Below are 14,997 nucleotides of genomic sequence, written 5' to 3'. Positions count from 1 at the left end.
CAAAGTTTAAGGGCGAGTCAGTGTGACTGAGGAGCCTTCAAGCATTACCACTATCGAGCGGGTGTCTGCTTCCAGAATCCTGCTCTGGATTTCTTCAGATACTCGGCGCTTTTTAATTTTTCCAAGACTGTCGGTTGTGAACTTTTGTTTAACCAGGAATATTAATTGCGTGCTGTCGAGTGTCCAGGTCCCTGTTTTTTCAACAAACTTGCCTGTTGATGCGACTCGTTGTCTGGATTTAAACGTTCCGTCCGGGCTCAGGGACCAGTCTAGCCAGAAGCTATTACGAGTCTGCCAGTCTCCCGATAACAGGTTTTCATTGATATGAGGCTGTTGTACGACACCCTCCTGAAGATGTTTTTGTCTCAGTAGGTCTTCGAGCCTCTGTATATTAGCGTGGAACTCAGTTCTGACTTTCTCCAGATCTTCTTTAAGATGGCTGATTCGCTGTTCATTCAGGTTAAGCCGGTCGGTTTTGACAGTAATCTCTTCAGAGAGGGTAACAGGAATGGCCTTTCCATTATTTTTCAGGCCTTCCTCAACCTGTCTCTTGTTGTTAAGAGTATTCTTCAGTCTCAGGCTGGTGCCCTCGAGCAGTTCAATCTGAATCTGCATTTCTGACACTTTTCGCTGCAAAGCTGAGCGGGCTTCTTCAGGTGATGAATAAAGCCGCATCAATTCTATATCTCGTTCTCTTCGGCTCTGGAGAGATTCCAGACGCGCTTCTTCCTGCACGAGGGCTGCTTGCTGTTCCGCATCCAGCTTGGGCGAAATGATCTTTATGACACGGCCATGCTTGTCAATCATTTCATAGCCCTTGTCAATCTGGTCAGAGGGCAGCCGCGTGGCAATGACCAGGTTACCCTGGTCATTGAGGTAGCGGTAAAGGTTCTGCGCCATGACGGGCGCAGAAAAAGTCATAGCCGCTAAACAAGCAGCTATGAACCGAAGGTACAGCTTATCAAAGAGCCCTGTTGTCCGAGAGATGGACGTCTCTGGCAAACCTGAAGCAGCTGCATGTTCATGGAAAAAAGTAATGAGGAGTTTCATGTGACTCCGTAGCGTTCCCTATACTCCCTGATAGCAGGGGCATACATTTTTATGTCTTTGTTTTCCTCAGCATACGACAAAAGTTCATTAAGTGTCACAATGCTGATCACAGGAATACGAAAATCTTTCTCTACTTCCTGAATTGCGGATAAATCTCCCTTGCCTTTTTCCTGACGGTCGAGAGCAATCATAACTCCGGCTGGAGTAGCAGGACTTTGATCAATAATTTCCATGACTTCACGAACGGCAGTTCCAGCTGTAATGACGTCATCTACAATAATCGCGCGGCCCTCAAGCGGAGCTCCGACAATATTACCCCCCTCTCCGTGATCTTTAGCTTCCTTGCGGTTGAAGCACCAGGGGGTGTTCAGATTGTGATGCTCGGATAAGGCTATTGATGTAGCGGTTGCCAGAGGAATGCCCTTGTAAGCTGGCCCAAAAAGAATATCGTACTCGACCCCGGCATTGATCAGCGCATGAGCGTAAAACTGCCCCATTTTACTGATGGCTTCGCCCGTATTAAAAAGACCTGCATTAAAGAAGTAAGGCGATTTTCTGCCAGATTTGAGGGTAAACTCACCGAAGCGAATCACCTGTTCTTTTAAGGCGAAGTCCAGAAACTCTCTCTGATAATCGAGCATGATGTATCAAGTGCCTGTTCGTGAAAATGTAGTTCTATTGTACCGTGAAAATTCAGCTCTTTCAGGCTCTCACGCTATTTTTATGATTCCCAAAGCCAGAATTTGGGTGAACTGGGTTTGGGTGGAAAGCGGGTTTAATCATAAAGGAGTACTGACAAAGATAAGCTCCCTCCGTTTGAGGCGAATTGGTATCTGGTACGAAAATTTCATTAAATTGTTTAGAGTTTGGGTTAACTCCTTTCGTATGATGACGACGTCTGTCTTTTATGTTCGAGGGCGAACTTCTGATGCGAGAGTCAATAAACGGTATAGGAATAATCAATTTGGAAAATACTTTTGCCAAGTCTCCATCGGTGCAGCTATTCTCGGTGATGATTTGTTTAAATGAGAAAAACCAAAAATAATGTTTTGATCACCGATGGCCGTGTCCTGCTGTGATGTTTTGAGAAGTTGGGGTCGCATTTATGCGGATAAACATATCGGCGACAACCCTGTATCATTCGTCAGTTAAAATTCCCTCTTTTCCTGTACTCTGTGTAATTGAACTTTTACCGTGGAAATGCAGTTCTATTAACTATTAAGTCATTTCCATAGTTTAATCAGGGCAGTGTAAAGCGAACCCGGACCCCGGGAAGCGTTGCTTTGGTTATGGAGAGAAACTTATGGCTATTCAGGTTATAAGTTGTCTCCCAAGTCATTGGTGTGAGGCAGATGCAGGATTAAGCCTGTTTTGCTGGCTGTTGACTCTGGTCGACAGTCCAATCAGGTATTTTGCTTTATGCCGGGCCAGATCTGGTCCAGGCAAGGTGTAGTCAATAATGAGAGTTATCAGCTTTAATTGCGAAGGCATAAAAAACGCGCGTGAAAAAGGCCTGTTTGACTGGTTAATGGACCAGGATGCCGATGTCATCTGTTTGCAGGACATTCGTGAGGATGAGTTTGCAATGGAAGAAGACCGGTACCAGCTTGATGGATATTTCTGTTATGCCTATGGAGGCTACGACAGAAAAGATCATGGCGGAGTAGCGATTTATACACGTCAGGCGCCAAAAGCCATTATCAGTGGTCTTGGTTTTCCTGAGGCCGATGAAACGGGACGTTATATCCAGGCAGACTTTGACAAGATCAGTATTGCCAGCATGTATGTTCCAGAAGGTCATGATGCGACCAGCCAGAATTTTAAATACCGTTTTCTGGATAATTACTCTCATCATCTAAACAAGCAGCGCCGAAAGCGCCGTGAATTCATTATGGCGGGTACCTGGAACATTGCTCATCGTAAGATTGATGTAGCAAACTGGCGCGATTCTGAAGAAATTTCAGGCTTTCAGCCTGCAGAGCGTGGCTGGATGGAAGGCTTGCTGGGTGACATGGGCTTCTTTGATGCCTATCGTGAAGTTGATCGTGAGTCTGGCAAATACAGCTGGTGGCAGGACGAATTCCTGCGTCACGATAATCTGGGTATGCGCATTGATTATCAGATCATCACGGCAGGAATGCGTCATCGCGTTCTGAACGGCGGTATCTACAAAAATCAGGCTTTTTCCAACCACGGCCCGGTTATTATTGATTTTGATTGGGAGCTGGAGAGCTGATCTGCACTCCTTCCTTCTGACCGGTAGCTGTCAAATCAGCTATCGGTTATCCATGTCAGCCCTCTTCATCTGGCCAGATGCTTGGAGTACTCGTTAGGTATCGATTGAACTCCAATGTAAAAATCACAGGCATGTCCATATAGCTGATTGAATGATCGGCTATCGAAGTTTCGTACATATCATTAATCAGTTGTTGAGCTGAGTCCGGCTCCATTGCTGAGAATGCATCCAGAAATGCACTCTTGGGAATGCATTGGGTTAAATGCAGAGGCATAGAGTAGTAAGCATCCTCTGTCGTTTTTCCGGCCATGGGACGGTCGAATTGAATGGTCCTTCCCGAAAATTGCTGAAGACGCTTGTCTGCTTCTGCTTTAGAAAGGTTTTTGATCAGAGTTCGAGCGGGTTTATGCAGCTCCTTTCTCATTACTTCACTCCAGTTTTCAGCAGAGTTCAGAGACTCAAAGAGCCCGGATGCAGGATTGAAACAAATCCCCTGGCTGGCCAGACGGTTGGTAATCTCTTCCTTCGACAGGTTGGGGTTCCATTCGGGCGACTCTGATGATTTTAAAGTGACAAGCCATTGCCGATCCGAACCGGTTTTATCGGCACAGTGGAGTTCATAGCTGTGAACCAGTTCTTTGGACTGTTTCGTTTTCTTGTCAGTAAAGAGAGTTTTTGCGCTTTTCAGAACCGTGTTCAGGCATTCTGCCCGACCGGATCGATCTCTGCTGGCTCCCGCTAATAAAAATCCTGCTGGAATACGGGGGTCATCTCCATCCACTCTTCGACCAAGAACGGCCAGCATTCTGGCTTTGTCGTCCCGGGCAATATCGACCACTTTAAAAGGTTTACCTGCCTTGACGGATTTACCAATCATAGTGTCGATGTCTTTGGCTCGGGATAGAGACGTGTCATAGATGATGGTACCCATCCCGGATTTTTGAATTAATCCATCAAAGAGATTGAACGCCATATTGGAGCCTTGCAAATGCACTGTGCCGTGGGAAAGCGGCATGGTTTTTCGCATGACATTTTTTGCACTGTCTGGGGCGATACTGCCAGCGAATAAAGGATGGTCATCTTCATCTTTGCCAAAGGCGGCTTTGCCATGTGAGGTTTTTCCTGCACCAAAACCACCTTTATAGGCGATGACTTGATCGTCTTGATGAGTCGACGAAAGCTTTCTGGCAGTCACATATGCAGTTTCAACGTATTTCAAAAAAGCGGCCTGAGCTTCGGGCACCCAGCTGGTGTGTTTTTCGACCCAGGGCCAGAACTCAGGGTCAGAGAGTTTCAGGCTTTTTCCATTAGGAGGCTGTTTGGTATAGGTTTCCCAGGATTCGATGCCAGCTCCCGACTTTTCACTGGCCAACAGAATGGCTGAGCGCATGGCAAAGCTGTATGGAGCGAGCTCTTTTTGCCGGGATGGATTGGCTTCACTCATCTTTAAAGTCGTTAACAGTTTGCCCAGTGCTCCAGATTCTGCATCAGAAGGCAGTGTGGCAATATTGTCCAGTAGCCACTCGGCCAGATGTTCCACTTGATCAAATTGCGCCTCCCCCCTGCCACTGAGGAACAGACGGCTATCAAATGCGTCGCCCAAATGATTTCTACAGACAGCCAGCAGCTTTTCCAGTTGCTCATCCGGCGTCAGAGGAAACGGATTATCAAGTGCTGAAGAGCTGTTACTGGTAAGTGTTCCAATACCCGAGTCACTGTTTTCAGTAATGACTGACTGGGAAGATTGGAGGTGGACATTGTAATCGTCCAGACTTTTTTGATCTTGTTGCCTGACCGGCATAGGAAGCATTTTTTCTGTAGAGACTGGAGATAATACACCAATGGAGGTTTTCACCTTTTTTGGGCTGTTTACCTCTGAGCTCTTATGACTCTCTCCGCCTGAGGGCGGCTGGTTTTTATCAATACCATCCATGTGTTTTCCCCTCCTTTTTCAATGATTTCGGCAGAATATGATTTTGTTGAATCAGAGTTGTTGGCTAATGATCGTGATATGCCTGGCTGCAAGTCGCATTAGAGCCATGTCATAAATGATGTGCCAGGCACCTGAGGAAAGCGACACGAAGGGAGCGAGCTTGATCAAGGGCAACGCTGAGCGCTTGTAAGAAGTAAGGAAAAATGTGGGCTATCTGGTTCCACTGCTTGAGGCTTTGAACAGTTCTTACCGTTAGCAGGCTTCAGGCCAACGAGCTTTGCGATGGCCTGAAGCAATGACTTACTCTGCCAGAGCCTGCTTCTGCAGCTTAACCAGATCATCGATACCTGATTTAGCCAGTGCCAGCATGGCGGTCATTTCATTCTGGCTGAACGGAGCCGCTTCCGCTGTTCCCTGAATTTCAATGAAGCCGCCTTCCTCTGTCATAACAACGTTCATGTCAGTATCAGCGTTGGAGTCTTCCGGGTAATCCAGGTCCAGAACCGGGCTTCCCTGGAAAATGCCCACAGAAACGGAAGCAATCATTTGCAAGAGTGGATCGGTTTTGATGATCTTTTTTCTTTGCATATGACGGATTGCATCTACCAGTGCTACACAAGCGCCAGTGATAGAGGCTGTACGGGTACCGCCATCTGCTTGAATAACATCGCAGTCAATGGTGATGGTGTTCTCACCCAGTTTCTTCAGGTCAACAGCAGCACGCAGTGAGCGGCCAATAAGTCGTTGGATCTCCAAAGTACGGCCACCTTGCTTGCCTCTGGAGGCTTCCCGACCCATACGGCCTGTCGTTGAGCGAGGCAGCATACCGTATTCAGCTGTGACCCAGCCCTGGCCAGAGCCTTTCAGAAAACGGGGGACTGACTTGTCGACAGATGCCGTGCAGATCACCTTGGTGTTGCCAAATTCAACCAGCACTGATCCTTCGGCGTGCATGGTGTACTCACGAGTGATTTTAATGTCGCGTAACTGATCCGCAGTTCTTCCGCTAGGACGCCGCATGGTCTTACCTTCTACCGCCGGGGATATTAAAAGCGGAATTATAACCAAGGCAGGCTTCGGGCTCTATGTTTACCATGAAAATACTGATGCAGCAGTTGCCAAAGGTGTTCAGGAAGGCGGCCTGTCCAGTCAGTGTCTAAACGAAACTTGATACTGATTGCTGTTAATGTATGCTTGCAGCACCCGATCATAAGCTTCCGTTTTACAGTAGTCAGAGTGACACTCGTTCCACTCTCTGGTCTGGTTAATCAGGTTTCTGACATCTTCAGTTATTGTCTTGTTTTCGGACAGCTGTTTCCGGATAGCACATGAGTTCAGCCCTAATTCTGTTTTTAAAACACCTATAAACTGCACGATAGTTTTGTATTTTTTAAAGATTTTGCCATGGGCTGGCCATCTGTTTTTGATAGACTCCTGATGAAATACAGTCTTGGCAGGGGATTCATGGTATGCATTGCTATGGCCTGCTGATGACTGTCGGTTCTTCTTAGCAAGATTGTTTCAATAGGGAAACTTATGACTTCCAGCATGACTGCATTTGCCCGTATTCAGGTCCAGGAGGACTGGGGCAGCCTGGTGTGGGAAATTCGTTCAGTCAACCATCGCTATCTGGAGCCTCATTTTCGTCTGCCAGAAGCTGCCAGAGAAGTTGAGCCCGGGTTACGAGAGGCTTTGAGAAAGCATTTGCACAGAGGCAAGGTCGAGTGCTCATTAAAACTGCAGCTGGCAGAAGGTCAGCAGCAATTGAGTGTGGATGAATCGGCTCTGGAAGCATTGCAGTCAGTGGTCAATAAAGTTGAAACCTATTTCATCAATGCATCCGGCGTGAATCCTCTGGAAGTATTGCAATGGCCCGGCGTCATGAACAATGAAGAAGCCAATATGGCTCCGGTTCATGCAGCAGCTCTCAAGGCATTTGAAATGGCTTTGGTCCAGCTGTCGGATACTCGTCGCAGAGAAGGGGCCGAGCTGGAGAAGTTTATCCATATGAGGTTGGAAGGCATCTCTGAAGAAGTAGAGAATGTGCGTTCAGTTCTTCCTGACTTGCTGGAATCTCAGCGACAGAAAATCATGGACCGCCTGGAAGAAGCAAAAGCTGAACTGGATCCTGATAGACTGGAACAGGAGTTAGTGATTCTGGCTCAGAAAATGGATGTTGATGAAGAGTTAGATCGCTTATCCACTCACATTTCTGAAGTTAAACACACTCTGGGCAAGAAAGGAGCTATTGGTCGCCGCCTTGATTTCCTGATGCAGGAACTCAACCGTGAAGCCAATACGCTGTCCTCAAAATCCATCAACGCAGGTCTGACACAAAGTGCCGTTAACCTTAAGGTACTGATTGAGCAGATGCGCGAACAAATTCAGAATATTGAATAAATCCCCGGCATCCCTCAATTATGCCGTTTGGAGATATCATGGCAAATAAAGGCAAACTCTATGTCATCGCAGCCCCCTCAGGAGCCGGTAAAACCAGCCTGGTCAAGGCTATGGTTCAGTCGACTCCTCATGTGAAGGTATCAGTTTCCCACACTACCCGTCCGATTCGCCCTGGAGAAACAGATGGTATGAACTATCACTTCACCAGCCAGGAAATCTTTCTGGAGCTGATGAACAGAGGGCAATTCCTGGAACATGCAGAAGTGTTTGGGAATTATTATGGCACCTCTGAAGCCTGGGTTCGGGCACAGCTGGATTCCGGGGAAGATGTTATTCTGGAAATTGACTGGCAGGGGGCTCAGCAGGTACGCAAGTTGATGCCTGAAGCAGTCAGCATCTTTATTTTACCTCCCTCCAAAGAAGCTCTGCGTGAGCGTCTTATTGGCCGTGGGACGGATGATATGGAAGTGATTGAGCGTCGTTTGAATCAGGCAGTCAATGAGATGTCTCATTACGGCGAGTTTGATTACCTGGTAATTAACGATGAGTTCGATCTGGCTCTGCGTGATCTTCAGACTATCATCAGAAGCCGTCGTCTATCGATTAGCTGGATGCAGCATTACAAGTCCGACTTGATTGAAGGACTGTTGAACTGATCATCAGATCTGAAAGCTATTCAGACGGCAAGAGCCCAATGTTCTTGCCGTTCTTATATGAACTATAAACACTTTCGATAGGTGCAATGAAAGAAAAGCGTTAACCTCCCTCCCCTCCCCTCCCCTTCCCACCTTCCAATATCGTGTCAGGAAAAGATCTCTGTACTTATTTTTAAGTGTGTCAGCTGTAAGAAGAAACTTTGGAAATATCTCAAAATAGGGAAAGGCAATGTGATACGAATTCACAAAAGCCGCATCTCCAAACACTATACGAGTCTGGACCTTGAAACGCTGGAAATGGATGAAAAACTGTTTTGTACCTGTGGTCAGCCGCGTTATGACAATAGTATTTCTAGCCTTTCAGTGGCTTATAAAAATTTCAGTTGTTACCCATGATCGAAAGAGTACTCCTGCTGAACCAGGCGAAAGGTGTATTTCGTCAGCCCGTTAGGGCTGATGCCACAACAGTTATGATATAACGCGGGTGTCTTTTTTTTTACTGAGTTAACATCATTCCAATGAAAGTTCTCAAGGCATACAAGTTCAGGCTAGGAGGCTGACCGAGAATAGACAGTCCGGCCTAAAATCCAGAAAGAACGGCCATCTTTTCCACTGGATTTGCTTAAATAGGTCAACTATTCGCACAAATCCAGTGAAAAAGCTGACTCGTTCTACTGAATTTTATGCTCGGACGCTATTCTCGGTCAGCCTCCTAGAACGGTCGCCATTGGCAACCGTTCTATTGTCTGCCTTCTGATCAGATCACTTCTGTAGCTTTGATCAGCCACTCCAGATCTTCGCCGTCCAGTAGAGGTGACAATTCACTTCTTACCTTCGAGTGGTATGTATTCAGCCATTCAATCTCTTCATTATTCAGCATGTTGAGTAATAATGGACGTTTATCAATAGGCGCCAGAGTCAGATCTCGCAGCTTGTAGAACTCCCCGAACTCTGTCTTGATATCTTCCTCAACCAGCATGATGTTTTCGATCCGGATGCCGTGCTTGCCATTACGATACATACCGGGTTCGTTGGTAATCAGCATGCCGGGCTTCAGAGGCACATTAAGGAAATTCTGACTGACGCTGTGTGGGCCTTCGTGCACATTCAGGAAATAACCCACGCCGTGACCGGTACCGTGATTATAGTTTTGACCTTCAGCCCAGGCGGGTTGCCTTGCCAGCATATCCAGCTGGACGCCCCGGGTCCCTCGCAGGAAGCGGGCACGGGCCAGGTTGATATGACACTTGAGCACCAGAGTGTAGTCTTTCTTTTCTTCTTCAGTCATTTCGCCGCAGGCAAAGGTACGGGTAATGTCTGTGGTGCCGTCTGGGTATTGACCACCTGAGTCAACCAGCAACAAACCTTTGGGCTGAATTGTCAGGCACGTTTCTTCCTCGGCACGGTAATGAATCACAGCACCATTGGACGCATATCCGGCAATGGTCGGAAAACTTGGACCTTTGAATTCAGGTGCTTGTGCGCGGAATGCCTGAAGGCTTTCGTCCAGAGCAACTTCGGTCAATGTTCCGGTAGGGATCTGACCCTCAAGCCAACGCATAAAGCGCACAATAGCGACACCATCACGACGATGGCAGTCATTCATGCGTTTGATTTCAACCGGATTTTTGACCGCTTTGAGGTTTCTGGCCGGGCTGGTGGCTTCAATCACTTTGACACTGTCTGGAATAGCATCGAACAGCCACTGACAGGTTGTTGCCGGATCAATTAAGAGGGCTTCTTTATTCAGCGATGACAGGCTATTTGCAATCTCTGAATAAGCTCTCAACTCTACAGAAGAAGCTTCTAGAGCTGCCAGAGACTCTTTTTCTATACGACTGTCGTCAACGAAGAGTTGTGCTGAGTCGTGGGTAATATGAGCATATGCAAGAAAAACCGGATTGCATTCAACGTCAGAACCTCGCAGATTGAACAGCCAGGCAATGTCGTCCAAAGCTGTCACCAGAGCATGATCTGCACCAGCTTCTGCCATTTCTGCGCGTACTTCAGCCAGTTTTTCTTCACGGGTTTTTCCTGCCATCTTGTCACTGTGGAGAAAGACGGGCTCAGTGGGCATGGCTGGACGGTCTTTCCAGACGTCATTCAGCAGGTCAAGATCGGTTTTCAGGGACAGATTTTTGCTATCAAACGATTTCTGGAGGTTTCTGACGAAGTTAAGGCTCATAACCTTGCCGTCAAAGCCAACGACTTGTCCGTCATCAAGGTTATCTGTAACCCACTTGTTGATGGCTGGCACATTGGGTTGGCCTTGCTTCATCAGTTCAATCCCGGTTCCCGCCAGCTGTTCCTCAGCCTGAAGAAAGTAGCGGCCATCAGTCCACAAGGCGGCCTGTTCCTGAAGTATAACTACGGTGCCAGCTGATCCATCAAACCCGGATAGCCAGGCACGGCCATTCCAGTGATCGGCCGCGTATTCACTTTCATGTGGATCGGAACTCGGAATAATCCAGGCGTGAATATTCTGACTTTTCATAGCTGACTGTAATGCTGCCAGCTTCTCTGGAGCCTTCAGCTCATTGATCGTGGTTGTCATAAGTTCTATTCTGAGATGCCTATAGCGAAGTAACAATATCAGGTGGTTGAGTTACTATAACTGCCTTTAAGGGAAATCCGAAGGGGAGAGAAAAAACGAGTAATCCACAGGCTTTGTTTCAGTCTCAAGGAAATATTCTGATACTCTTTGTCCTCTGCTCAACCCTCATGAGATTCTCTCTAGTGAATCGAACCTTACTAGCCATTCTGTTTATTATCTTTCCTGCTGTCAGCCTGGCCAATGAAGTGGAAGTATTACACTGGTGGACTTCTCCTGGTGAAAATGCTGCGGTTAATGTTCTGGAGCGTCAGTTAAGCGACAAAGGCCTTAAATGGAAAGACTTTGGTGTAGAAGGAGGAGGAGGGAGCAATGCTATGACGGTGTTGAAATCCAGAGTAATCTCCGGAAACCCTCCCGCTGCCGCACAGATCAGGGGAAAAGGCATTCAGGAGTGGGCCAGTCTGGGCTTGCTGAGGGAGATAGATGATGTAGCCAGAAAAGAGCAATGGGACGCAAAGTTACCCGAGATGGTCAGCGACACTCTGAAATTTCAGGGACATTACGTAGCCGCTCCGGTCAATATTCATCGAAATAACTGGCTTTGGGTTAATCCTGAAGCCTTCAGAAAGGCAGGCCAGAAAATACCTGAAACCTGGGAAGATATGTTCCGGGTTGCACCCAAGCTGAAAGAGGCCGGATATATTCCTCTGGCTTACGGTGGTGAGCCTTGGCAAGCGTCCGCTATTTTTGAGTCGGTCTTGCTGGCTAAAGGAGGTGCAGAATTTTATCGCCAGGCGATGGTAGACAACGATCCTGCAGCCCTCACCAGCAAAACGATGATTAAGACCTTTAAAGCTATGGCGCGAATGCGTGGGCTATTTGATCAAAACAGCAGTAGAAGAAGCTGGGATCAAGCTACGCAGTTGGTAATTGACGGCAAAGCAGCGATGCAATTAATGGGAGACTGGGCCAAAGGTGAATTTCTGTTGCAGGGAAAGCAGCCCGGTATAGATTTTTTATGTATTCCAGCTCCTGGTACAAAGGATACATTTGTTTATAACATCGATAGCTTTGTTATGTTCAATATGCCTGACGAACAACAGAAAAGAGCCCAGCAATCTCTCGCCAGTCTATTAATGAATGCTGACTTTCAAAGGGCTTTTAATCAGAAGAAAGGTGGCATACCGGCCCTGGATTTAAGGGCAGACCAAGAGATAGATAGTTGCGCCCAAAAAAGCCGCAGGGATTTTAATCGCAGCATGGAGCAAGGCACGCTGGTACCCAGTACTACCCATGGAATGGCAGCAGGAGAACGTGTTCAGCATGTTGTTAGTGAAGTGGTCAGTCAGTTCATAAATGATCCCCATGCTGATCCGACTAAAGCTGTTAAACAGCTGTCGTTGGCTATCCAAACGTTGAAATAAGACTTTGTTACACTACGTTTAGCTGTCTTACCCAAGCGTTCGTTCCACTTTGATACCCTCTGTTCGAATTAATTTATAAGTGAAGAGTTTGTTGGCTTTTAGTGCCAGTTAAACTCCGAATGAAACAGAGGTTCACATCCATGCTGCAAAATGCTTTCGGGGTGCTTCAGAAAATAGGGCGGTCATTGATGCTGCCTGTGGCCATTCTTCCTGTGGCCGGTATTCTTCTGGGTATTGGTAGTGCCAATTTTGAATTTCTTCCTGCGTTATTAAATCAGATCATGGCGCAAGCGGGGGGGGCCGTTTTTGGTAACCTGCCATTGTTGTTTGCTGTGGGAACCGTTTTGGGTCTGACAGACAACGATGGTGTATCAACTCTGGCAGCCATTGTCGGTTATGTAGTACTGCTGGGTACTATGGGGGTTATGGCGGGTGCCCTGGACGTTGAAACGACCACAATAATGGGTATTAACTCCATCGATACTGGTGTTTTTGGCGGTATTCTGGCCGGTATTCTGGCTTCAGTGATGTTTAACCGTTACTACAAAATTCAGTTACCAGAGTATCTGGGCTTTTTTGCTGGTAAGCGTTTTGTGCCCATAGTCACTGCCTTTGCTGCTATTGCTTTGGGTATTATCCTCAGCTTTATCTGGCCGCCTATTGGTAATGCCATTGATACTTTTGGTAACTATGCCGTTGAAGGCAATCCTACTCTGATGGGCTTTGTTTATGGCTTCGTTGAGCGTCTGCTAATTCCATTTGGTATCCACCATGTATGGAACGTACCTTTCCAGATGGAAATGGGCTCGTTTGTTACGCAGACTGGTGAAGTGGTCACAGGTGATATCCCTCGTTTCTTTGCAGGTGACCCAACAGCTGGTTTCCTGGCGGGTGGCTTCCTGTTCAAGATGTTTGGTCTGCCTGCCGCAGCAATTGCCATGTGGCACTGTGCTAAAACCAAGATGCAAAAGCGTGTTGGCGGTATCATGATCTCCGCTGCTTTGACGTCCATGCTGACGGGTATTACTGAGCCTATTGAATTTTCATTCCTTTTTGTAGCTCCGGTTTTGTACTTCATTCATGCGGTACTGGCTGGTTTCGCATTCATGATCACCAACTTTTTGGGGATCAAAATGGGGGCTTCCTTCTCTCATGGCCTTATTGATTACACCCTGTTCTTCGGTATTGGCACCAAACCATTCTGGATTATTCCATTGGGACTGATTTATTCCGTGGTTTACTACAGTGTTTTCCGCTTTGCGATCACTCGCTTTAATCTGAAAACACCTGGCCGTGAAGACGATGCCGATATGGGTGTAAAAGTGGAAATAGGCCCTGAACTGGCAGGTAAGTTGATTGTTGCTTTCGGAGGAAACAGCAACATCAAGAGTATCGATGCCTGTATTACCCGTCTGAGGGTGGCTGTTAAAAAGCCTGAGAGTGTTGATCAGGATGTCATCAAGGCATTGGGAGCCACAGCCGTGCTGGTGGTTGGGCAGAACATGCAGGCGATTTTCGGGCCTCAATCTGAAAATATAAAGTCTGAGATGCAGGAGCTGGTGAATTCAGGCCAGGCTGTTGAGAGCGTTGCAGCTACTGCATAAGTTAGTCTGACGTCTCTGGTTGATCTCGAGCCCCCTTTTTTCTGGGGGCTTTTTTATTTCCAGCAATGTTTTTAATCGTTGCTAATATTGAGCCCCACATACCAGATCAATATGGAGTGGGCATGAGGGCTCATGCTTCTTTTCGCACTGGCTGGGCTTTCTTGCTTCTGGCTTTTTGGTTGCATTGCTCTCATTCTCAGGCTTTCATTCTTCCCCCTGACTTTCCATTGGATAGAACACTGTCGTTTCGTTTCATGGTGGATTATCAGTATGAGACAGAAAGATCGCAGGAGTGGGATTCAAGGATAAACCGGGAAAGAACGGTTATCAGAAGATCAGAGAGCCTGTCTTTTGCCCACTACAACCTGATATTTCATAATCCTCTGGCTACAGCTCCCAATATTGTGCCTTTTCAATGGAGTCTTGAGGAGCGTCTGCAAGGCAATGGCAGTGTCGATACGACATCGATTGAAAGGCTTCAAGGCAGTGATCCGGCATTCCACTTCACCGAAAGTGCCCAGGCTTTGATGGTGGTTGTTATGGCTCTTTTGACCATTCTTGACCCTGACTTACCGGATGAGGGGCAAGTTTCGGAAGACGGTCTTTCCGGATTTCTCAGTGTTGCCCAGCTTAATCAGTTTAATCCCAACTGGTTTGGCATTAATGCCCCGGCTTCACCTGAAGGGATAGGCTGGCCTACCGTTGAAATTCAACTGGTTAGTAATTTCAGGGCAGACAAACATAGCCCGATCACCTATGACCTGCTCATTAATATTGAATACTGGAAAAATGGATCCAAGACGTCACAGCGTTTCAAGTTGGTTGTTCGCCCTGAACTTACGATTCTGTATGAGTCTGCAAAAGATAAAAAATGGTTTCGAAAGGATGATGATGAAGATCGGGACAAACCGCCTGAAGCCAGCCAGTCGCTCTTGAGATCTTTGCTGTGCGGTTGCTGGTGGAGAGCTTCTGGCTCCGGAGCAAAGTCACTCGAACCTGTCTTGAGCGAAAAAAGTCCACTTATTCAAAATACGGATAGCATGATAAATACTACTGAGAGGGGTTCTATAGGGCTTCCTGCTCTGATCCATCATCAGAGTTTTGTGATGGGAACATGTCTGTATTGAAAGCACCGTATGT

At 47.1% G+C, this 14,997-nt stretch carries 11 protein-coding genes; 6 read left to right on the top strand and 5 right to left on the bottom strand.

What is annotated here, in order from left to right; all coding sequences use genetic code 11:
• Positions 1-6: 6 nt before the first annotated feature.
• Positions 7-1,050 carry a hypothetical protein gene (locus tag GZ78_RS07620; RefSeq protein WP_034834524.1) on the bottom strand — a complete coding sequence of 348 codons (1,044 nt, stop codon included), beginning with the start codon at positions 1,048-1,050 and terminating at the stop codon, positions 7-9.
• Positions 1,047-1,691 (bottom strand): orotate phosphoribosyltransferase, encoded by a 645-nt coding sequence (gene pyrE / locus GZ78_RS07615; RefSeq protein WP_034834523.1) that lies wholly within the window; start codon positions 1,689-1,691, stop codon positions 1,047-1,049. Before pyrE ends, GZ78_RS07620 begins: the two co-directional genes overlap by 4 nt.
• A gap of 818 nt (positions 1,692-2,509) precedes the next feature.
• On the opposite strand from pyrE, the gene GZ78_RS07605 reads away from it, so the two are divergent.
• On the top strand, positions 2,510-3,286 hold the full coding sequence (locus GZ78_RS07605) for an exodeoxyribonuclease III (protein WP_034834520.1): 777 nt from the start codon (positions 2,510-2,512) through the stop codon (positions 3,284-3,286).
• A 55-nt stretch (positions 3,287-3,341) separates the two neighbouring features.
• Here GZ78_RS07605 and GZ78_RS07600 read toward each other — a convergent pair whose 3' ends face one another.
• On the bottom strand, positions 3,342-5,219 hold the full coding sequence (locus GZ78_RS07600; protein ID WP_034834518.1) for a hypothetical protein: 1,878 nt from the start codon (positions 5,217-5,219) through the stop codon (positions 3,342-3,344).
• A 300-nt stretch (positions 5,220-5,519) separates the two neighbouring features.
• Positions 5,520-6,239 carry a ribonuclease PH gene (gene rph / locus GZ78_RS07595; protein ID WP_034834516.1) on the bottom strand — a complete coding sequence of 240 codons (720 nt, stop codon included), beginning with the start codon at positions 6,237-6,239 and terminating at the stop codon, positions 5,520-5,522.
• A gap of 516 nt (positions 6,240-6,755) precedes the next feature.
• Here rph and GZ78_RS07585 point away from each other — a divergent pair.
• Both GZ78_RS07585 and gmk read left to right on the top strand, forming a co-directional pair.
• Positions 6,756-7,619 (top strand): YicC/YloC family endoribonuclease, encoded by an 864-nt coding sequence (locus GZ78_RS07585; RefSeq protein WP_034834512.1) that lies wholly within the window; start codon positions 6,756-6,758, stop codon positions 7,617-7,619.
• 38 nt (positions 7,620-7,657) lie between these two features.
• Positions 7,658-8,275 (top strand): guanylate kinase, encoded by a 618-nt coding sequence (gene gmk, locus GZ78_RS07580; protein ID WP_034836064.1) that lies wholly within the window; start codon positions 7,658-7,660, stop codon positions 8,273-8,275.
• Between the two features lie 757 nt (positions 8,276-9,032).
• Here gmk and GZ78_RS07570 read toward each other — a convergent pair.
• Entirely contained in the window at positions 9,033-10,829 is a 1,797-nt protein-coding gene (locus GZ78_RS07570) for an aminopeptidase P family protein (RefSeq protein WP_034834507.1), read from the bottom strand.
• Between the two features lie 167 nt (positions 10,830-10,996).
• Here GZ78_RS07570 and GZ78_RS07565 point away from each other — a divergent pair, with 167 nt between their 5' ends.
• From GZ78_RS07565 to GZ78_RS07555, 3 genes are all read left to right on the top strand, one after another.
• The gene (locus GZ78_RS07565) at positions 10,997-12,253 is read left to right on the top strand and encodes an ABC transporter substrate-binding protein (RefSeq protein ID WP_034834505.1); all 1,257 of its coding nucleotides are present in this window, start codon (positions 10,997-10,999) and stop codon (positions 12,251-12,253) included.
• Between the two features lie 119 nt (positions 12,254-12,372).
• Positions 12,373-13,857 carry a PTS glucose transporter subunit IIBC gene (gene ptsG, locus GZ78_RS07560; RefSeq protein WP_236631505.1) on the top strand — a complete coding sequence of 495 codons (1,485 nt, stop codon included), beginning with the start codon at positions 12,373-12,375 and terminating at the stop codon, positions 13,855-13,857.
• A 122-nt stretch (positions 13,858-13,979) separates the two neighbouring features.
• Positions 13,980-14,984: a hypothetical protein gene (locus GZ78_RS07555; RefSeq protein WP_152558610.1), complete on the top strand. Its 1,005-nt coding sequence runs from the start codon at positions 13,980-13,982 to the stop codon at positions 14,982-14,984.
• The last annotated feature ends 13 nt before the right edge of the window (positions 14,985-14,997 follow it).

The organism is Endozoicomonas numazuensis (genome assembly GCF_000722635.1).
Lineage (GTDB): Bacteria > Pseudomonadota > Gammaproteobacteria > Pseudomonadales > Endozoicomonadaceae > Endozoicomonas_A > Endozoicomonas_A numazuensis.
This window is presented reverse-complemented; position numbering and strand designations above follow the sequence as displayed.